This is a genomic window from Corallococcus sp. BB11-1 (assembly GCF_026626625.1).
GTDB lineage: Bacteria > Myxococcota > Myxococcia > Myxococcales > Myxococcaceae > Corallococcus > Corallococcus soli.
This window is the reverse complement of record NZ_JAPNJY010000039.1, coordinates 487,791-502,179: the sequence shown is the minus strand read 5'-3', so window position 1 is coordinate 502,179 and position 14,389 is coordinate 487,791. Positions and strand designations below refer to the sequence as shown.

Annotated in this window: 10 protein-coding genes; 5 read left to right on the top strand and 5 right to left on the bottom strand. The window is 74.7% G+C overall.

The window, feature by feature from the left end:
* Positions 1–70 precede the first annotated feature (70 nt).
* The 4 genes from OV207_RS34530 (at position 71) to OV207_RS34515 (ending at position 9,263) form a co-directional block, all read left to right on the top strand.
* Positions 71–3,196, top strand: coding sequence for an MG2 domain-containing protein (locus OV207_RS34530; RefSeq protein WP_267559357.1), 3,126 nt, complete (start codon positions 71–73; stop codon positions 3,194–3,196).
* Entirely contained in the window at positions 3,193–5,565 is a 2,373-nt protein-coding gene (locus OV207_RS34525; protein ID WP_267559356.1) for an alpha-2-macroglobulin family protein, read from the top strand. Before OV207_RS34530 ends, OV207_RS34525 begins: the two co-directional genes overlap by 4 nt.
* 247 nt (positions 5,566–5,812) lie before the next feature.
* Positions 5,813–6,847, top strand: coding sequence for a trypsin-like peptidase domain-containing protein (locus OV207_RS34520; RefSeq protein WP_267559355.1), 1,035 nt, complete (start codon positions 5,813–5,815; stop codon positions 6,845–6,847).
* Between the two features lie 76 nt (positions 6,848–6,923).
* Positions 6,924–9,263: a hypothetical protein gene (locus OV207_RS34515; protein WP_267559353.1), complete on the top strand. Its 2,340-nt coding sequence runs from the start codon at positions 6,924–6,926 to the stop codon at positions 9,261–9,263.
* Position 9,264: 1 nt separating this feature from the next.
* Here OV207_RS34515 and OV207_RS34510 read toward each other — a convergent pair whose 3' ends face one another.
* From OV207_RS34510 to OV207_RS34500, 3 genes are read right to left on the bottom strand one after another with little or no spacing between them, the layout of a single operon-like run.
* Positions 9,265–10,074: an SDR family oxidoreductase gene (locus tag OV207_RS34510; protein ID WP_193346529.1), complete on the bottom strand. Its 810-nt coding sequence runs from the start codon at positions 10,072–10,074 to the stop codon at positions 9,265–9,267.
* 6 nt (positions 10,075–10,080) lie between these two features.
* Positions 10,081–10,869: a ZIP family metal transporter gene (locus OV207_RS34505; RefSeq protein ID WP_267559352.1), complete on the bottom strand. Its 789-nt coding sequence runs from the start codon at positions 10,867–10,869 to the stop codon at positions 10,081–10,083.
* Positions 10,869–11,645: an alpha/beta fold hydrolase gene (locus OV207_RS34500; protein WP_267559390.1), complete on the bottom strand. Its 777-nt coding sequence runs from the start codon at positions 11,643–11,645 to the stop codon at positions 10,869–10,871. Before OV207_RS34500 ends, OV207_RS34505 begins: the two co-directional genes overlap by 1 nt.
* Between OV207_RS34500 and OV207_RS34495 the strand changes: the two genes are divergently transcribed.
* Positions 11,589–12,296 carry a nuclear transport factor 2 family protein gene (locus tag OV207_RS34495; RefSeq protein WP_420715283.1) on the top strand — a complete coding sequence of 236 codons (708 nt, stop codon included), beginning with the start codon at positions 11,589–11,591 and terminating at the stop codon, positions 12,294–12,296. The genes OV207_RS34500 and OV207_RS34495 overlap by 57 nt on opposite strands.
* Before the next feature lie 22 nt (positions 12,297–12,318).
* Here OV207_RS34495 and OV207_RS34490 read toward each other — a convergent pair whose 3' ends face one another.
* Both OV207_RS34490 and OV207_RS34485 read right to left on the bottom strand, forming a co-directional pair.
* On the bottom strand, positions 12,319–13,077 hold the full coding sequence (locus OV207_RS34490) for a hypothetical protein (RefSeq protein ID WP_267559350.1): 759 nt from the start codon (positions 13,075–13,077) through the stop codon (positions 12,319–12,321).
* 118 nt (positions 13,078–13,195) lie between these two features.
* Positions 13,196–14,368, bottom strand: coding sequence for a LysM peptidoglycan-binding domain-containing protein (locus tag OV207_RS34485; RefSeq protein WP_267559349.1), 1,173 nt, complete (start codon positions 14,366–14,368; stop codon positions 13,196–13,198).
* Between the last annotated feature and the right edge of the window lie 21 nt (positions 14,369–14,389).

The following is a 14,389-nucleotide window of genomic DNA, read 5'->3' as shown; positions in this document are numbered from 1 at the left end:
CGCGGCAGAAGGTGGCGGGTGGGGACCTTCCCCGGGATTTCCGGCGTACAGTGGTCGAAGGGGAGAATGCATGACAGTGCGCAACCATCGCAGGCGGTGGGTGACGGGGGGGCTGGGGCTCCTGGTCGTGGGCGGGGGGCTGGCCTTCCTGGCCTCCGGGAGGTGCCTGTCCGCCTGGGTGTTCCAGGGCGTGGACGTGCCCCGGTGTCCGGATGGCGCGTTCCGTCAGACGGCGGGGCTGTCCGCGCAGGGGCTGGCGCGGGGCGCTTCCACCCGGGTCCACGTCTGGGCGGAGGCGCACGGGGTGGACGACCGCGGCCACGCGCTCAATGCGCCCGTGGGCCGGGGCTCCCCGGAGCTGTTCCTGGTGGATGCGGCCGGCAAGGAGATGCCCCTGCCGGTGGACGCGAAGTCCCGGTGGAAGCGCGACGGTGACGGTCCGCTGAACGCGCCGGTGACGCTGCCCCAGGTGCCGGACGGGGACTACCGGCTGCGCGCGCGCGTCACCACGCCGCTGGGCACCGACAGCGTGGACGCGCCCCTGCCGCTGTACGCGCCCGCGCGCGTGCGCGTGCTGACCGACCGCCCCCTCTACGAGCCCGGGCACCGGGTGCGCTTCCGCGCGGTGGCGCTGCGGGCGAAGGACCTGTCGCCGCTCGACGGGCGGCCCGGGACCTGGTTGGTGAAGGACCCCACCGGGGAGGTGGTGCTGGAGGAGAGAGCGCCCGCGGGGCCCTGGGGCGTGGTGGCCGGGGACCTGCCGCTGGACCGGGGCGCGCCCACCGGCGACTGGACGGTGGCGTGGACCAGCGGCGGCGCTTCCGGCGAGGCCCGCTTCACGGTGGAGCCCTTCACGCTGCCGCGCCTGCGGCTGGAAGCCCGGAGCCCCAGGCCCTTCTGGCGCGCGAACGAGACGCCAGAGGTGACGGGCGAGGTCGCGTACGCGTCCGGCGCGCCGCTGGCGGACACGGACGTGGCGCTGGAGTGGAGCCATGCCGGCGCGTGGCCGCCCCCGACGGAGTGGCTCAAGGGCGAGCTGCCGAAGAAGGCGCGCACCGACGCCGCGGGCCGCTTCCGGGTGACGCTGCCCCGCGTGCCCGCGGACCTGCGCGGACAGTCCACGCTGAGCGCGCGCGTGGAGGCCCGCGACGCGACGGGGGAGCCGGTGCGGGGCGCGGTGTCGCTGCTGTTGTCCGAGGACGCGCTGGCCGTGTCGTCGGTGACGGAGCTGGAGGACGGGCTGCTCGCGGGCTTCAGCAACCGCGTCTACCTGCGCGCCACCACCGCCGCCGGCCGGGTGCTGCCGGGCGCGGAGGTGACGGTGACGCGCGCGTGGGACCCGAAGGACCCCGGCGTGAGCGCGGTCGCGGACGAGGACGGCGTGGCCGCCTTCCAACTGGACCCCGGCCCCGCGGTGAACGTGGTGGTGCCGCCCCTGCCGGTCCGGCCCACGCCGCGCCCGCCGCCGGTGTCGGTGGCGTCGTCGTTGGACCTGCTGAACGAGGAGGGGGGCCAGCAGCCGTCGCTCGCGGATCAGCTCGCGCTGGAGCGCCTGCTGCCCGCCCTCCACCCCTGCGCGCGCTTCGTCTCCGGGGCGCAGGGAGGCGTCCGGGTGGCGCTGTCCGCGCGGGTGGGCCCGTCGGGACAGGTGCTGGACGTGGCCGGCACGGAGGAGGGCGTGGGTTCATGCATGGCGGCGGTGCTGCGGGCGCGCGGCCTGCCGTCCGGCGCGGAGCGGATGCTCGTGCTCCAGTTCAACGTCAGGGAGCCAGGCCTGCCCACGTTGCACCCCACCACCCAGGCGGCCGCCGGGAGCACGGGTCCGATGGACGCGGCCCTGGCGCAGCCCGCGCTGGACGCGCGCTCCTGTCTGCCCCCGGACCTGTCGACCCCTGCCCTGTTGCCCGCCGTGATGACGTGGCGCCAGGCGCGCGGGAAGCGGGACGTGGCGCTGTCCTGGCTGCCGCTGTCCTCGGACGACACCGGGCTCTCCGCGTCGGTGCTGCCGTGCCTGAAGGAGCGCTTGTCACGGCTGCGCCTGCCGGAGCAGCAGGAGGAGCCGGGGGGGGACAGCTCCATCGGGGGCTCCATGGGCGTGGTGCGCTTCACCGCGCAGCCCGCGCAGCCCGCGCAGCCCGGCCGGCGCATCTCCCGGGCCCAGCAGGAATGGGCCACCACGTTCCTGGGCTACGAGCTGAAGGTGAAGGCGAAGTGGGAGGGCCAGGACGTGGGCGACACGACGCTGGTGCTGCGCCCCGCGGCGCTGCCGCCCCTGCGCCTGCGGGCCACGCCGGTGCTGGCGAAGGCCGGCGAAGCGGTGAAGGTGGAGCTGCTGCGCGGCCCGGGCTTCCGGGGTGAGCTGCCCCGGACGCTGGAGCTGGTGGCGGGGCAGACGCGGCTGAAGGCGGAGGTGGACCCGGCCACGCGCTGGGCGCACTTCACGCTGCCCGCGGACTTCGAGGGCTGGGCCCACGTGGAGGGCGTGGCCGCGCAGGCGCGCGTGTACGTGGCGCCGCGCGCGAAGCTGGCGGTGGAGGTGTCGCCGGACAAGCCCGCGTACGCGCCCGGGGAGCTCGCGCACCTGCGGGTGCACACGGTGGTGGACGGCCAGGAGGGGCCCGCGGCGGTGGGCCTCTTCGGCGTGGATGAGATGCTCGCGCAGCTGGCGCCGCTGCCGGGCCCGGACGCGCTGGAGGGCCTGCGGCCCGCGCCCACGGTGGCGACGCCGGCCTTCGGCGTGCTGGACGGACAGGCGCTGGCCATGGGGCGCATCCGGGGCGCGAACGCGGCGGCGGCGGCGCTGCTGCGCGTGACGGAGGTGCCGACGCTGGAGGACGTGGAGACGCGCGTGAGCGCGAACGCGACGAGCCCCTTCTCCCCGGACGCGGAGCTGACGGAGCCCTTCTACGCGGTGCTGACGGAGCTGCACGCCCAGGCGCGCAAGTGGGAGGAGACGGCGCCCAAGGGCGAGACGCTGGACCCGGCGGGCCTCGCCCGGCTGTGGGCGGCGTCGCTCACCGCGTGTGAGCAGCGCGGGGAGAAGGTGACGGACGCGTTCGGGCGCAGGCTGCGGCTGTCGCGCCTGCCCGCCGACCTGTTGTCGCTGACGGATCCCCGCGCCGTGGTGGTGAGCGGGACGCGGCTGCCGGAAGACGTCGTGAACTGGGGCGCGTGGGTCGCCCGGGAGTCGCCATGATTTCGCGCGGGATGAAGGGCGGAGCCCTGGGCTTCGTTTTGGGCGTGGGGACCGTGGTGATCCTGGGGATCGCGGCCGACAACATGAGGAAGCTCTTCGGCGCGTCCGCCGCCGCGCTCGCGGGGGATAGCGCCACCGCGCTGATGGCGCCCCCGCCCCCGCCGCGCAAGAGCATGAAGTCCTTCGGCGCGTCGTCCTTCGACGAGGGATGGCTGGGCGCGCGAGGGACCGGCCCGGGCGGCGGCGGCATGGCGGCGGCCCCGGCCCCCGCCGTCGCGGAGGCGCCCTCCGAGGTCAGCGTGGATGATTTCGCCGCGGAGGAGGAGGAGCCGTCCAAGGACAGGGGCGGGGACGGGGCGCCCGCGCCCACCCGCGCCTGGTTCCCGGAGACGTTCCTCTTCGAGCCCCTGGTGGTGACGGACGCCAGCGGCCAGGCGACGGTGCCGGTGCGCGTGCCGGACCGGCTGACGCAGTGGCGGGTGCTGGCGCTCGCGCACTCGCGCTCCGGCGCGCAGGCGGGGGCGGTGACGTCCTTCGCGGGCACGCTGCCCACCTACGTGGATCCGGTGCTGCCGCCCTTCCTGCGCGCGGGCGACACGGTGCGCCTGCCGGTGCAGGTGGTGAACACCACCGACAAGGAGGTGGTGGCCCAGCTGAAGGTGGACGTGCGGGGCGCCCAGGTGGAGGCCGGCGCGCGCACGGTGAAGGTGCCCGCGCGGGGCAGCGCGGTGGAGCTGGTGACGGTGCGGGCCCAGGGCGCCGGCCCGGTGACGGTGCGGGCCTCGCTGGGCGACGCCGACGCGGTGGTGCGCGACTTCGACGTGTGGGCCACCGGGCAGCCCGTGCTCCAGACGCGGGGCGGCTCGCTGGCGGCGCCGCGCACGCTGTCCCTGGACGGGGCGGCGGACGCGCAGGCCGGCAGTGAGCGGGTGCGGCTGCAGGTGTTCCCGGGCGCGCTGGGCGTGATGCGCGCGGAGCTGGCGGCGGTGGAGCGCAGGCCCGCGGGCGCGGCCGCGGACGCGTACGCGCTGCTGCTCGCGGGGCAGGCGCCCGCGCTGCTCGCGTCGCTGGGCGAGACGCCGGACGCGGACGCGCTGAAGTCCCTGGCGCGGGTGGCGGCGCAGCGGGTGCTGCGGGCCGCGCGCGCGCCGTCGGTGGACGTGGCGACGCGCATCGCGGAAGGCGCGCTGGCCCACCCGGACAACCCGGTGCTCGCGCGGCTGGGGGAGAGGCTCGCGGCGCAGGTGGCGCAGGCGCAGCGCCCGGACGGCACCTGCCAGGGCGGTGACGGCTGGCCGCTCCAGCGGCTGCTCGTCGCGACGGCGGACTGCGCGCGCACGGTGCGCGCGGCGGTGGGCACCGACGCGGGCAAGCAGCGCGCGGCGGCCTTCACCGCGCGCTCCGCCGGCGTCTTCGAGCGCTACCTGCCGCAGGTGAAGGACGGCTACACGGCGGCGGTGCTGCTGGCGGAGGGCGCGGTGACGGGCAGCGTGGCGGACGCGCTGCGCGCCCGCGTGCGCGAAGCGGTGAAGCAGGGCGCGGACGGCACCGCGTCGCTGCCGGTGGAGCCGGGCACGATGCGGGCGGACGGCGTGGAGCCCTCCGTCGTGGAGGCCACGGCGATGGCGGTGCTCGCCCTCCAGGGGGATGCGAAGGCGCCGCTGGCGGACCTGGGCGCCTTCCTGCTGGCGCACTATTCGCCCGGTTACGGCTGGGGGGATGGGCAGGCGAACCGCGTGGGCCTGCGCGCGGCGCTGGCGCTCTTCCGGCAGCCGCTGCCGTCCCAGGTGCGCGTGACGCTGGAGCGCGACGGAAAGGTCGTCACCGAAGGCACCTACGACGCGAAGGCGCTGCGCGAGGTGCTGTCGCTGGAGGCGGCGGCCCCGGGTTCAGCGGGGACGCACGCGTGGACGGTGCGCGCGGAGCCCGCGGTGCCGGGGCTGGGCTTCTCGCTGACGCTGGCCGCGACGGTGCCCTGGAAGCGCGAGGCGCAGGGCGGCCTGGAGCTCACCGTGGACGGACCGACGCAAGCGCGCGTGGGCCAGCTCTCGGACGTGCGGGTGGTGGTGGGCGCGCCCTCGTCCCTGCCGCTGCGCTTCCAGCAGGAGCTGCCCGCCGGCGTGCAGGTGGACGCCGCGAGCCTGGACGCGCTGGTGTCCTCGGGCCGGGCTGAATCCTGGGAGGTGCAGGACGGGTTGCTGTCGCTGCGCATCGCCCCCAGGACGGAGGGCGCGGCGCCGGTGCAGGTGGCCTTCCGCGTGCTGCCCACGCTCGCCGGCACGTTGCAGGCGGGCGCGTCACGGCTGGACGTGCCCGGCCAGCCGGGCATCACCTCGCTGCTGCCACCCACCACCTGGGCGGTGCGCTGACGCGGGCGCGGGGCACGGGCGCCCCTCCCTGGAGTGCGTGGGTGGGGGGCCTCCCGTTCAGGGTCATTCCCCACTCCGGGAGGAAGGGATGCTCCGTCCGTCCGGCAGCGAACGGCGGTGGGGCAGGGCGGACACGGCGCGGGGGCCCTGCCCGCCGAGCGCTCCGCGCGCAGTGCAATCGCGGCCCGCATGCGTACACTGCAAGTCACACGGCATGCGTGAACCGCGCGGCCGCGAGAGGACACGGATGGAGCTTGAAGGCTCCGAGCGGGAGGAACTCACCCACGCCCTCCTGGGCGCATTCGCCTCGGTGGAGGAGCTCCACCGGATGGTCACGGTGAAGTGCGGTCGGGACTTCGTGCTCCCCGTGGAGCGGGAGGGCGCGGCCCGGGCCCGGGCGCTCGTGCACACCGCGGAGGCGGAGGGGTGGACGGACACGCTCGTGCGCGGCGCGCAGGCGGCGGCGCCCGGCCACCCGCGCATCCGCCGCTTCCTCCAGTCGTACTTCTCCTCCGTGCAGCGCAGCGTGTCCGCCAGCGCGCTGGCGCGCATCGTCCGGGCGGCGAAGCAGCCCATGACGCCGGAGGTCTGGAGGGACAGGCTGGCCCTGCTGTCGCGGCGCGTGTGCCGGGTGGAGCTGGACGGGGGCCGCGCGCTGGGCACGGGCTTCCTGGTGGCGCCGGACGTCGTGCTCACCAACTCGCACGTCATCGAGCACCGGCTGGTGGAGGCGCTGCGCGTGCGCTTCGACCTGAAGGTGCTGCCTGAACGCATCGCCGTGCACCCCGGCCGCGTGTACCCGGTGACGGCGTGCCTGGCGCAGAGCCCGCACAGCCCGGCGGACCTGATGCACCCGCGCCCGCGCGAGGCCACGCGCGACGAACTGGACTACGCCTTCCTGCGCATCCAGGACGCGCCCGGCGAGGACCGCCTGGGGGACCGCCCGCGCGGCTTCATCCCGCTGCCCCCGTCGCCCGCGCCCTTCACCACCGGCGCCCTGGCGCTCGTCGTGCAGCACCCCAAGGGCCGGCCGATGCAGGTGGCGCTGGACACGTTCCAGGCGCTCAACCGCTCGCACACGCGCATCACGTACTGCACCAACACGCACCCGGGCTCGTCCGGCTCGCCGTGCTTCACGCAGGACCTGGAGCTGGTCGCGCTGCACCACAGCGGCGACCCGCGCCCCGGCCACGAGGCCGCCGAGGACGACGAGGGCATCCCCCTGGAGACCATCCGCGCCAGCCTGCCGTCCCCCGTCCTTCGCCACCTGGGCTGGGACTGACGTCGCGGATGCGGGGCCGGGGTGGGGGACTGCTATCGTCCCCGGCATGGGCCTTCCCGCTCGCAGTCGCACGACCTTGACGACCGTCTCCCCGCGCGTGGGCGCGGGCCTGACGTGGGCGGTGCTCTGCCTGCTGCCGGCGCTCGCGCTCGCGGCGCCGCGCTTCAGCGTCGCGGGGCTGACCTCCAACAACGAGGTGCGGCTGCGCACGCCCACCGGCCACCTGGAGACGGCGCTGCGGGTGGACCTGCTGCCCGGGTCCCCGGAGGCCGGGGGCGAGGCTTCCGCGGGCGGGGAGCCCGCGGGCACGCGGGTGACGGTGCTGGTGGATCCGCTGCTGGCGGCGGACGGCACGCAGGTGCCGGTGACGGTGCGCGTGGGGACGGCGACGGACGGCGCGGCGGAGGCGCCCATCTCCGTGCGGCAGCCGGTGACGGTGGCGCTGTCGGCGGACCTGCCCTCGCCCGGGGACTACCGGGGCCGCGTGGTGCTGCTGGCGGACGGCGCGCGGGAAGTGACGCCGCTGCTCGTCCAGCGCGTGGAGGCCGCGCCGACGGTGCAGTTCTACCCGGTGTCGCCCGCGCGCGGCTGGACGCTGGGGCCGTTCTCCGGGAAGGCCACGGTGCGGCTGACCTTCAAGGAGACGGCGGGCGTGGGCGGCGCGGTGGGGCCCGCGGCGGTGGTGCAGCTGGACCGCAAGGAGGGCGGCGCGGGCAATGGCGCCGCGCCCGTGCAGGCGCAGGACGCCCGCTGGTCCTTCCGGGGGCCGGACGGCGCGCTCAGCGAGGGCGTCCTCCAGGTGCCCGCGAACGGCACCGGCCTCTTGAGCCTGGACGTGGACGGCCTGCCGGAGTCCGGCGAGTACACCGGCACGGTGCGGCTGGGCGTGCCGCAGGGCTCGCCGGTGGAGCAGACCTTCACCGTCTGGGTGAAGACGCCCGCGCTGTGGGGCGCGTTCCTCATCTTCCTGGGCGTGGTGACGTCCGCGGCGGTGCGCTTCTACGTGCAGCGCGTGCGCCCGCGCGTGACGCTGCGTGGCCGCGCGGAGGCGGCGCGCCAGAAGCTGCAGGAGCTGGTGCCCGCCCGTCCGCTGGAGCGCGAGGCGGCGGTGGCCGCGGCGCTGCGGCGGCAGGTGGACGCGCTGCTGCACGACATCCAGCGGCCGCTGAGCGGGCTCGCGGTGCAGGACTCCGTGCTGGCGCTCTTCGAGGCGCGCCTCCAGTTGTTCTCGCTCTGGTCCGTCCTGCTGCGCCAGCTGGAGGGGCTCAAGGGCATGGCCCTGCTGGACGCGGAGAAGAAGCTCAAGTCGGTGGAGTCGCTGCTCCAGAACGACCAGGCCACGTCCGCGGACTTCACGGAGCAGGCGCAGTACCTGCGCACGCTCGACCTGGAGTCGGTGGCCCGCGCGGTGCTGGAGTCGCGGCTGGCGGAGCTGGAGCAGCAATCCCAGACACTGGTGTCCCAGCGCGGGGACGACGCGGTGAGCCGCCGGCTCCAGGGCGAGCTGCCCCTGTACCTGCTGCGCGCGCGGCAGCAGCTGCCCGGCACCGACCTGGAGTCGTCGCGCCGGCTGGTGGACGCCGCGCGCGAGGCCTTCCTCGAAATCCTCCTGTCGGACCTGGAGGGCTCGCTCTCCGGGCGGGAGCTGCCGGGGGGCTTCACGCCGGAGGAGTGGGCGGAGCTGCGCGCGCGCGTGGCGGAGCAGCTCGCGCGGGCGCGGGCGCGCAAGTCGGCCAGCGTGGACGAGGCCTTCCTGTACTACCAGTCCGCGCACGCGCTGTACCTGCGCGCGCTGGTGGACAACCTGGAGGAGGCGCTGGCCGCCGCCCGGCGGGAGTCCGGCGGGGACCTGCGCGCGCTGTCGGGCTGGGAGGCGGAGGTGGAGGCGCAGCTGAAGTCGGCGCGCGCGCACCTGGACCAGGGAGAGGTGAACCAGGCCACGCCCGACTACCGCACCGCCCACCAGACCTTCGAGCGCAACGCGACGCTGCGGCAGAGGGCGGCGTCCGTGGGCAGCCGGCAGTCGGTGCTGGAGACGCTCCCGGACGTGACGTTGGATCCGTTCTCCCAGAAGCCCGCGGAGCCCCCGCCGCCGCTGCCCGGCGCGCCCGCGGGCGGCAACATCACGCCGCTGCCGCCGCCGGGCATCACCAAGACGGGCACGGACGCGCTGGTGAACCTGGACTGGATCCCCCTGCCGCGCTCGGGCGACCTGTGGAAGGTGGAGCTGGCGGTGCTGGGGATGATGTCCATCATCGCGGTGCTGCTGGGGCTCCAGCTGCTGGACGTCTTCTCCCCCACCTGGGGCGGCTCCGGCGCGTGGATGTCCGCCTTCCTCTGGGGCTTCGGCCTGCACCAGGTGGGCAACGCCACCTTCGACGGCCTGTGGGGCATGGTGTCGAAGCTGGAGAAGTAGCTCAGGCCTTCTTGCCCCGGATGGCGCGCGCGGCCAGCGTGTCGAGCAGCCCCGGGGCGACGAGCTTGAGCACCAGGCCCACGCGGGCGGTGAGCGTCATCACCACCTCGCGGTCGCGGCGCTCCATGGCGCGCAGGATGAGGCCCACGCAGGTGTCCACGTCCATGGTGGCGCCCTCCTCGTCGCGGGGGCTCTGCCCCAGGGGCCGGCCCTCGGCGCCCAGCGCGTTGGCGCGGATGCCCGTGGCCACGAAGCCCGGGGACACCACCAGCACGTCGGTGCCGGTGCCCAGCAGCTCGATGCGCAGCGAGTCGAAGAAGCCCTGCATGGCGTGCTTGCTGGCGGCGTAGCCGGTGCGCGTGGGCACGCCCGTCTTGCCCGTCAGCGACGAGATGGCGACGAGCAGTCCCTTGCGCGCCTTGACGTGCGGCAGCGCGTGGAAGGTGCAGTGCACCGCGCCCAGGTAGTTGATGCGCATCAGCCGCTCGAAGAGGCCCAGGTCCTTCACGTCCTCGAACCGGGCGTGCATGGTGACGCCCGCGTTGTTGACGAGCACGTCCACGCCGCCGAACCCAGCGACAGCGCGCTCCACGAGCACGCGGCACGCCTCCGGGTCCCCCACGTCGGTGGGCACCGCCAGCGCCTTGCCCCCGGCGGCCTCGCACCGGGCCTTCACGCGCTCCAGCGCCTGGGCATCGCGCGCGGCCAGCGTCACGTTCGCACCCCGGGCGGCCAGGGCCACCGCCAGCGCCTCGCCGATGCCGGACGAGGCGCCGGTGACAATCACGGACTTTGCTTGCATGGGCCGCATCCTCGCTCAGCCGTGCGCGCCGAGGAACCGCCCCACGAAGTGCAGGCCGCCAATGAGGAGCAGTCCACAGACGAAGCCCACCACGCGCTGGCGCGAGTCCGGGCCCCGGCGCAGCTCCGGCAGCAGGTCCACCGCGCCGATGTAGAGGAACGAGCCCCCGGCGATGGCCAGCACGGTGCCCTGGAGTGACGGCAGGTGCTGGGTGCCCACCAGCACGGCCCCGGCGCCCACCGCGGCGGTGAGCTGCACCGCGCCCAGCGCGACGAGCGACCTGGCCCGGGACCAGCCCGCGGCGCGCAGCAGCGCGTAGTCGCCCACCTCCTGCGGCAGCTCGTGGAGGATGACGGCGAACGCGGTGGCGAAGCCCGCGCTGGGGGACACGAGGAAGGCGGCCGCCACCGCCGCGCCATCGCCCACGTTGTGCAGCGCATCCGACGCCAGCAGCGCCGCCGGCAGGGTGGGCGCGCCGTGCGCATGCGTGTGCCCATGGGCATGGCCGTGCGCGTGCGCGGAGGCGCCTTCGGCGTGGTGGTGGTGATGGCCCAGCGCCCACTCCAGCAGGGCCAGGGCGACGAAGCTGCCCAGGGCCCAGGTGAAGGCGGAGTCCCCCAGCGAGGCCACGGCCTCCGGCAGCACCTCCAGGAAGACGGCGCCCAGCAGGGTGCCGGCGGCGAAGGCCACCAGCGCGGGCAACCGGCGTTGCAACCAGCGCTCGGACAGCACGCCGCCCGCCAGCCCCGCCACCCCGTCCAGCCCGACGGCGATGAAGACGAGCAGGACGGTCTGGGAATCCATCAGGCCATCAGCCACGCCAGCAGGGCCTGGGCACTGTCCACGTGGACGAAGTGGCCCGCGTCCGGCAGGAGGGCCACGGGGCAGCCCGCGGCCTCCAGGCGTTGGGCGGAGGCGTCCGGCACGTACCGGCTGCGCCCGCCCCGGATGCAGCGCAGGGGCGGGTGGACGGGGCGCTCCACGGCGGGCCAGAGGTCCTCGCCGTTGACGCGCTGGTGCAGGCGCAGGAGGGCCTCGCGATCGAACCGCCAGCGCACGCCGTCGCCGTCGGGCACCAGGTTCATGAGGAGCCAGTCGGACAGGCCCTCGGACAGGCCGCGTCCGGTGAGGTCCTCGCGCAGGGCCCGGCGGTTGTCGGCGCGGGGCGGGGCCTTCAGGAGGATGTCCAGGACGAAGCCGCTCTCCGACAGGTCCAGGGGCACCGGCCCGGGGGCGATGTCCAGCAGCGTGACGCTGCCCACGCGTTCGGAGGCGTGGAGGCTGGCGGCCAGGGACACGCGGCCGCCCAGCGAGTGGCCCACCCAGTCGATGGCGCCGGTGATGCCCTGGGCGTCCAGCGTGTCCACGACGTCGCGGGCCAGCGTGGACAGGTCCGCGTTGGCGGGCAGGGCCGGGGAGGTGCCGTGGCCGGTGAGGTCGGGCAGGAGGATGCGGCGGCGCGGGTCGGCCTGGGTCCACGCGACCGCGAGCGAGCGCAGGTTGCGACCGCTGCCGAGGAAGCCATGCAACAGCACCGTGGGGACGTCTCCGGCGCCAACCTGAAAGCTTTCGAGCACCACGCCACCACCACCTTGTCCGTGTGCCTTGACCCGGGGCACGTCGTGCCGCTTCATACCGCGAACACTCCTTCCGTCGAGGTGAACCCGGTGCCTTCCGTCTTCTCCTTCCTGTGGCTGACGCTCGCCGCCAACCCCGCGGCGCCCGTGCCCGCGGCCCCCGCCGACCCGAAGGTGGCGGTGGCCACGGTGCTGGACGACTGGCACCGCGCGGCGGCGGCGGCGAACGAGGCGCGCTACTTCGCGCTGTTCACGCCGGACGCGGTCTTCATGGGCACGGACGGGACGGAGCGCTGGACGGTGGACCAGTTCCGCGCCTGGTCGAAGCCGTACTTCTCCAAGGGCAAGGCCTGGAGCTTCAAGTCGCTGTCGCGCAACGTCTTCCTGGCGAAGGACGGCCAGACGGCCTGGTTCGACGAAGCGCTGGACACGCCCAACCTGGGGCCGGCGCGCGGCAGCGGCGTGCTGGTGAAGGAGCCCGCCGGGTGGCGCATCGCCCAGTACAACCTCTCCGTCCCCATCCCCAACGACCTGATGGGCGAGGTGACGAACCGCGTGGCCACATACACCAAGGCCAAGGCCGCGCAGGGCACCACCCCGGGCGCCACGCCTGCCACGCCCGCGCCGAAGGCAGCGCCCGCGCCGAAGCCGTGAGGCCGCGGCCCCACGGCCCGGCTCAGCGCCAGTGAAACAGGAAGGACGCTCCAGGCACGAAGGCGGGGACGTCCTGACCCCGCAGCTGCTGTCCGGCCAGGACTCCCAGGTCCACGGACCACCGCTGGCCCATGAGCCGCGCGCCCGCGGTCGCGAAGGCGAACGCGTCGGCCATGGCCCGCACAGGTGAGAGGGCGACCTCTCCCGTGAGCCCCCAGTGCTCGCCCAGGCGCAGGAAGCCTCCCAGCATGGGCAGCACCATCAGGCCCCCATCGTCGTCGCGGGCCCAGACGTAGATGGGCTGGACCGTGAGGGAGAGGTTCGCGTCGCCTGTCCCGTAGGTGAGGGTGCCGTAGGCGGCGACGGCGCTGTGGTGCCCCAACGAGCCCGGGAAGTCGCTGTCGTAGGTGCCACCCTGGACGCCGACCGCCAGGTGCAGCTTCTCGCTCAGCGGCGTGGTCAGCTTGATGCCCCCGAGGAGGCTGAAGGAGGTTTCGGTGAACATCAGCTGGAAGGGGGTGGCCGAGGCGAAGTTCACGGACACGCGGTCGCTCAGGCCCACCTCCGCGACGGTGAAGAAGAGCGCCTGCTGCCCGATGAAGCCCTCGCCCGCATGGAGCGGGAGCGCGGTCGTCCCGGTGAGGCCGCGCGTGCGGGCGGGGTTCTCGAACCAACCGCTGGACGCGGCCTGGGGCAGCGCCGCGTCCGGCTCCCCGGCGCTGGCGGCGGCGCCAGGGAGGACCAGCGACAACATGAACAGACAGATGATCCGTGGCGTCATGGGCTTCCCCCTACGCAACCACCGTGCCACGGAGGGTCTGCTCAGGAGTCCGGCTCCGTCGCGCTCAACGGATTCGAGACATGCGCGTCACGCCGCCACGGATTCATGACGGACGTTGCTAGCGGGGCATCATCCAGCCCGAGGGCTCCGCGGCTTCCATCCTGTTGAGTTCGGAGAGCGGCATCTCCCGCACGCCGCTGGTCTTCGAGTTGAAGCCGGTGCTGGTCAGCATGATGGGGTCGCCATCCTCGGTGTTGCGCCCCGTGTAGATGGCGACGTGACCGTCGTCCCCGTTGTTGTCCGTGGCCGGCCAGAAGACGACCGCGCCCTCCGGCATGTTCGCCGTGCTCGCGTACAGGCGGCCCTGCCGCTGTGCCTCGTAGAGGGCCGTCGCGGCGCTCGGCTGGTCCAGGATGGGGTCCCCCTGTCCGGCGTTGACGGCGGTCTGCGCCACGAACTTCAGGCACTTCCAGTCGTAGTGCGTCGGATCCGCCGAGTCCGCGCCGTAGGCCGCCTCCATCTCCTCTGCGGCGGTCACCATGGCGGGAGCGGGGGCGAGGTCCGGCGATCCGGCCGGGGCCTCGGCCAGCGGGGGCGGAGGCGGTCCGGGGATGGAGAGCTTCTGATTCGGGTGGATGAATTGATTGTTCTGGCGCAGCAGCCCGTCCGCCGCCTGCGGGTTTTCGTCGAGTAGGGCCTGCTTGCTCACGCCCAGCTTCTGCGCGATGAGATCAAGGTTGTCCCCGTCCACGATGGTGTACTGCGCCGAGGGCGCGGCGGTGTCGGGGGCGACGACGGCCGGGGCCGCGGTCGCTTCCGTCGTCGTCTGCGGCACCACCGGCGTGGCGACCGTGGCGGAGGGAATCGGGGCCGGGGCCGCCTGCGAAGGGGTGGTGCCCGACGGGACGTTGAGCGTGTCCCCGATGTTCAGGAAGCCTCCGGAGCCGCCCCCCAGCCCTCCCGCCTGCGGGTTGGCATTGCGCAGGGCCTCCAGGCTCACGCCCAGCTTGTGCGCGATGCCGTAGCCCGTGTCGCCATCCTTCACGGTGTAGGTCGTGGGCTTGGGAGACACGTCGACGGCGGGCATGACGGTGACGACGGGCGGCTCACCGGTCAGGTTCACGCCCTGCTTGCGGACCGGCTGGGACACGAAGGTGTCCGTGGCGGCGGCCAGCCTGGGCGCGGCGGGCGTCGTCGTGTTGGCGGCCGGCGGCGGCACCGTGGCCGCCACGGGCTTGAAGGTGGTGCGAGACGCGTTGGCGCCAAAGTTCGGCTGGATGGTGCTCCCCATGTGACTTCCCCCTCGGGTGCT

What these genes read in the sequence shown, in the direction of transcription:
- OV207_RS34520 (WP_267559355.1), top strand. Translation starts at nt 5,813, where the DNA reads ATGGAGCTTGAAGGCTCCGAGCGGGAGGAACTCACCCACGCCCTCCTG.
- OV207_RS34490 (WP_267559350.1), bottom strand. Translation starts at nt 13,077, where the DNA reads ATGACGCCACGGATCATCTGTCTGTTCATGTTGTCGCTGGTCCTCCCT.
- OV207_RS34510 (WP_193346529.1), bottom strand. Translation starts at nt 10,074, where the DNA reads ATGCGGCCCATGCAAGCAAAGTCCGTGATTGTCACCGGCGCCTCGTCC.
- OV207_RS34505 (WP_267559352.1), bottom strand. Translation starts at nt 10,869, where the DNA reads ATGGATTCCCAGACCGTCCTGCTCGTCTTCATCGCCGTCGGGCTGGAC.
- OV207_RS34485 (WP_267559349.1), bottom strand. Translation starts at nt 14,368, where the DNA reads ATGGGGAGCACCATCCAGCCGAACTTTGGCGCCAACGCGTCTCGCACC.
- OV207_RS34530 (WP_267559357.1), top strand. Translation starts at nt 71, where the DNA reads ATGACAGTGCGCAACCATCGCAGGCGGTGGGTGACGGGGGGGCTGGGG.
- OV207_RS34495 (WP_420715283.1), top strand. Translation starts at nt 11,589, where the DNA reads ATGCAACAGCACCGTGGGGACGTCTCCGGCGCCAACCTGAAAGCTTTC.
- OV207_RS34525 (WP_267559356.1), top strand. Translation starts at nt 3,193, where the DNA reads ATGATTTCGCGCGGGATGAAGGGCGGAGCCCTGGGCTTCGTTTTGGGC.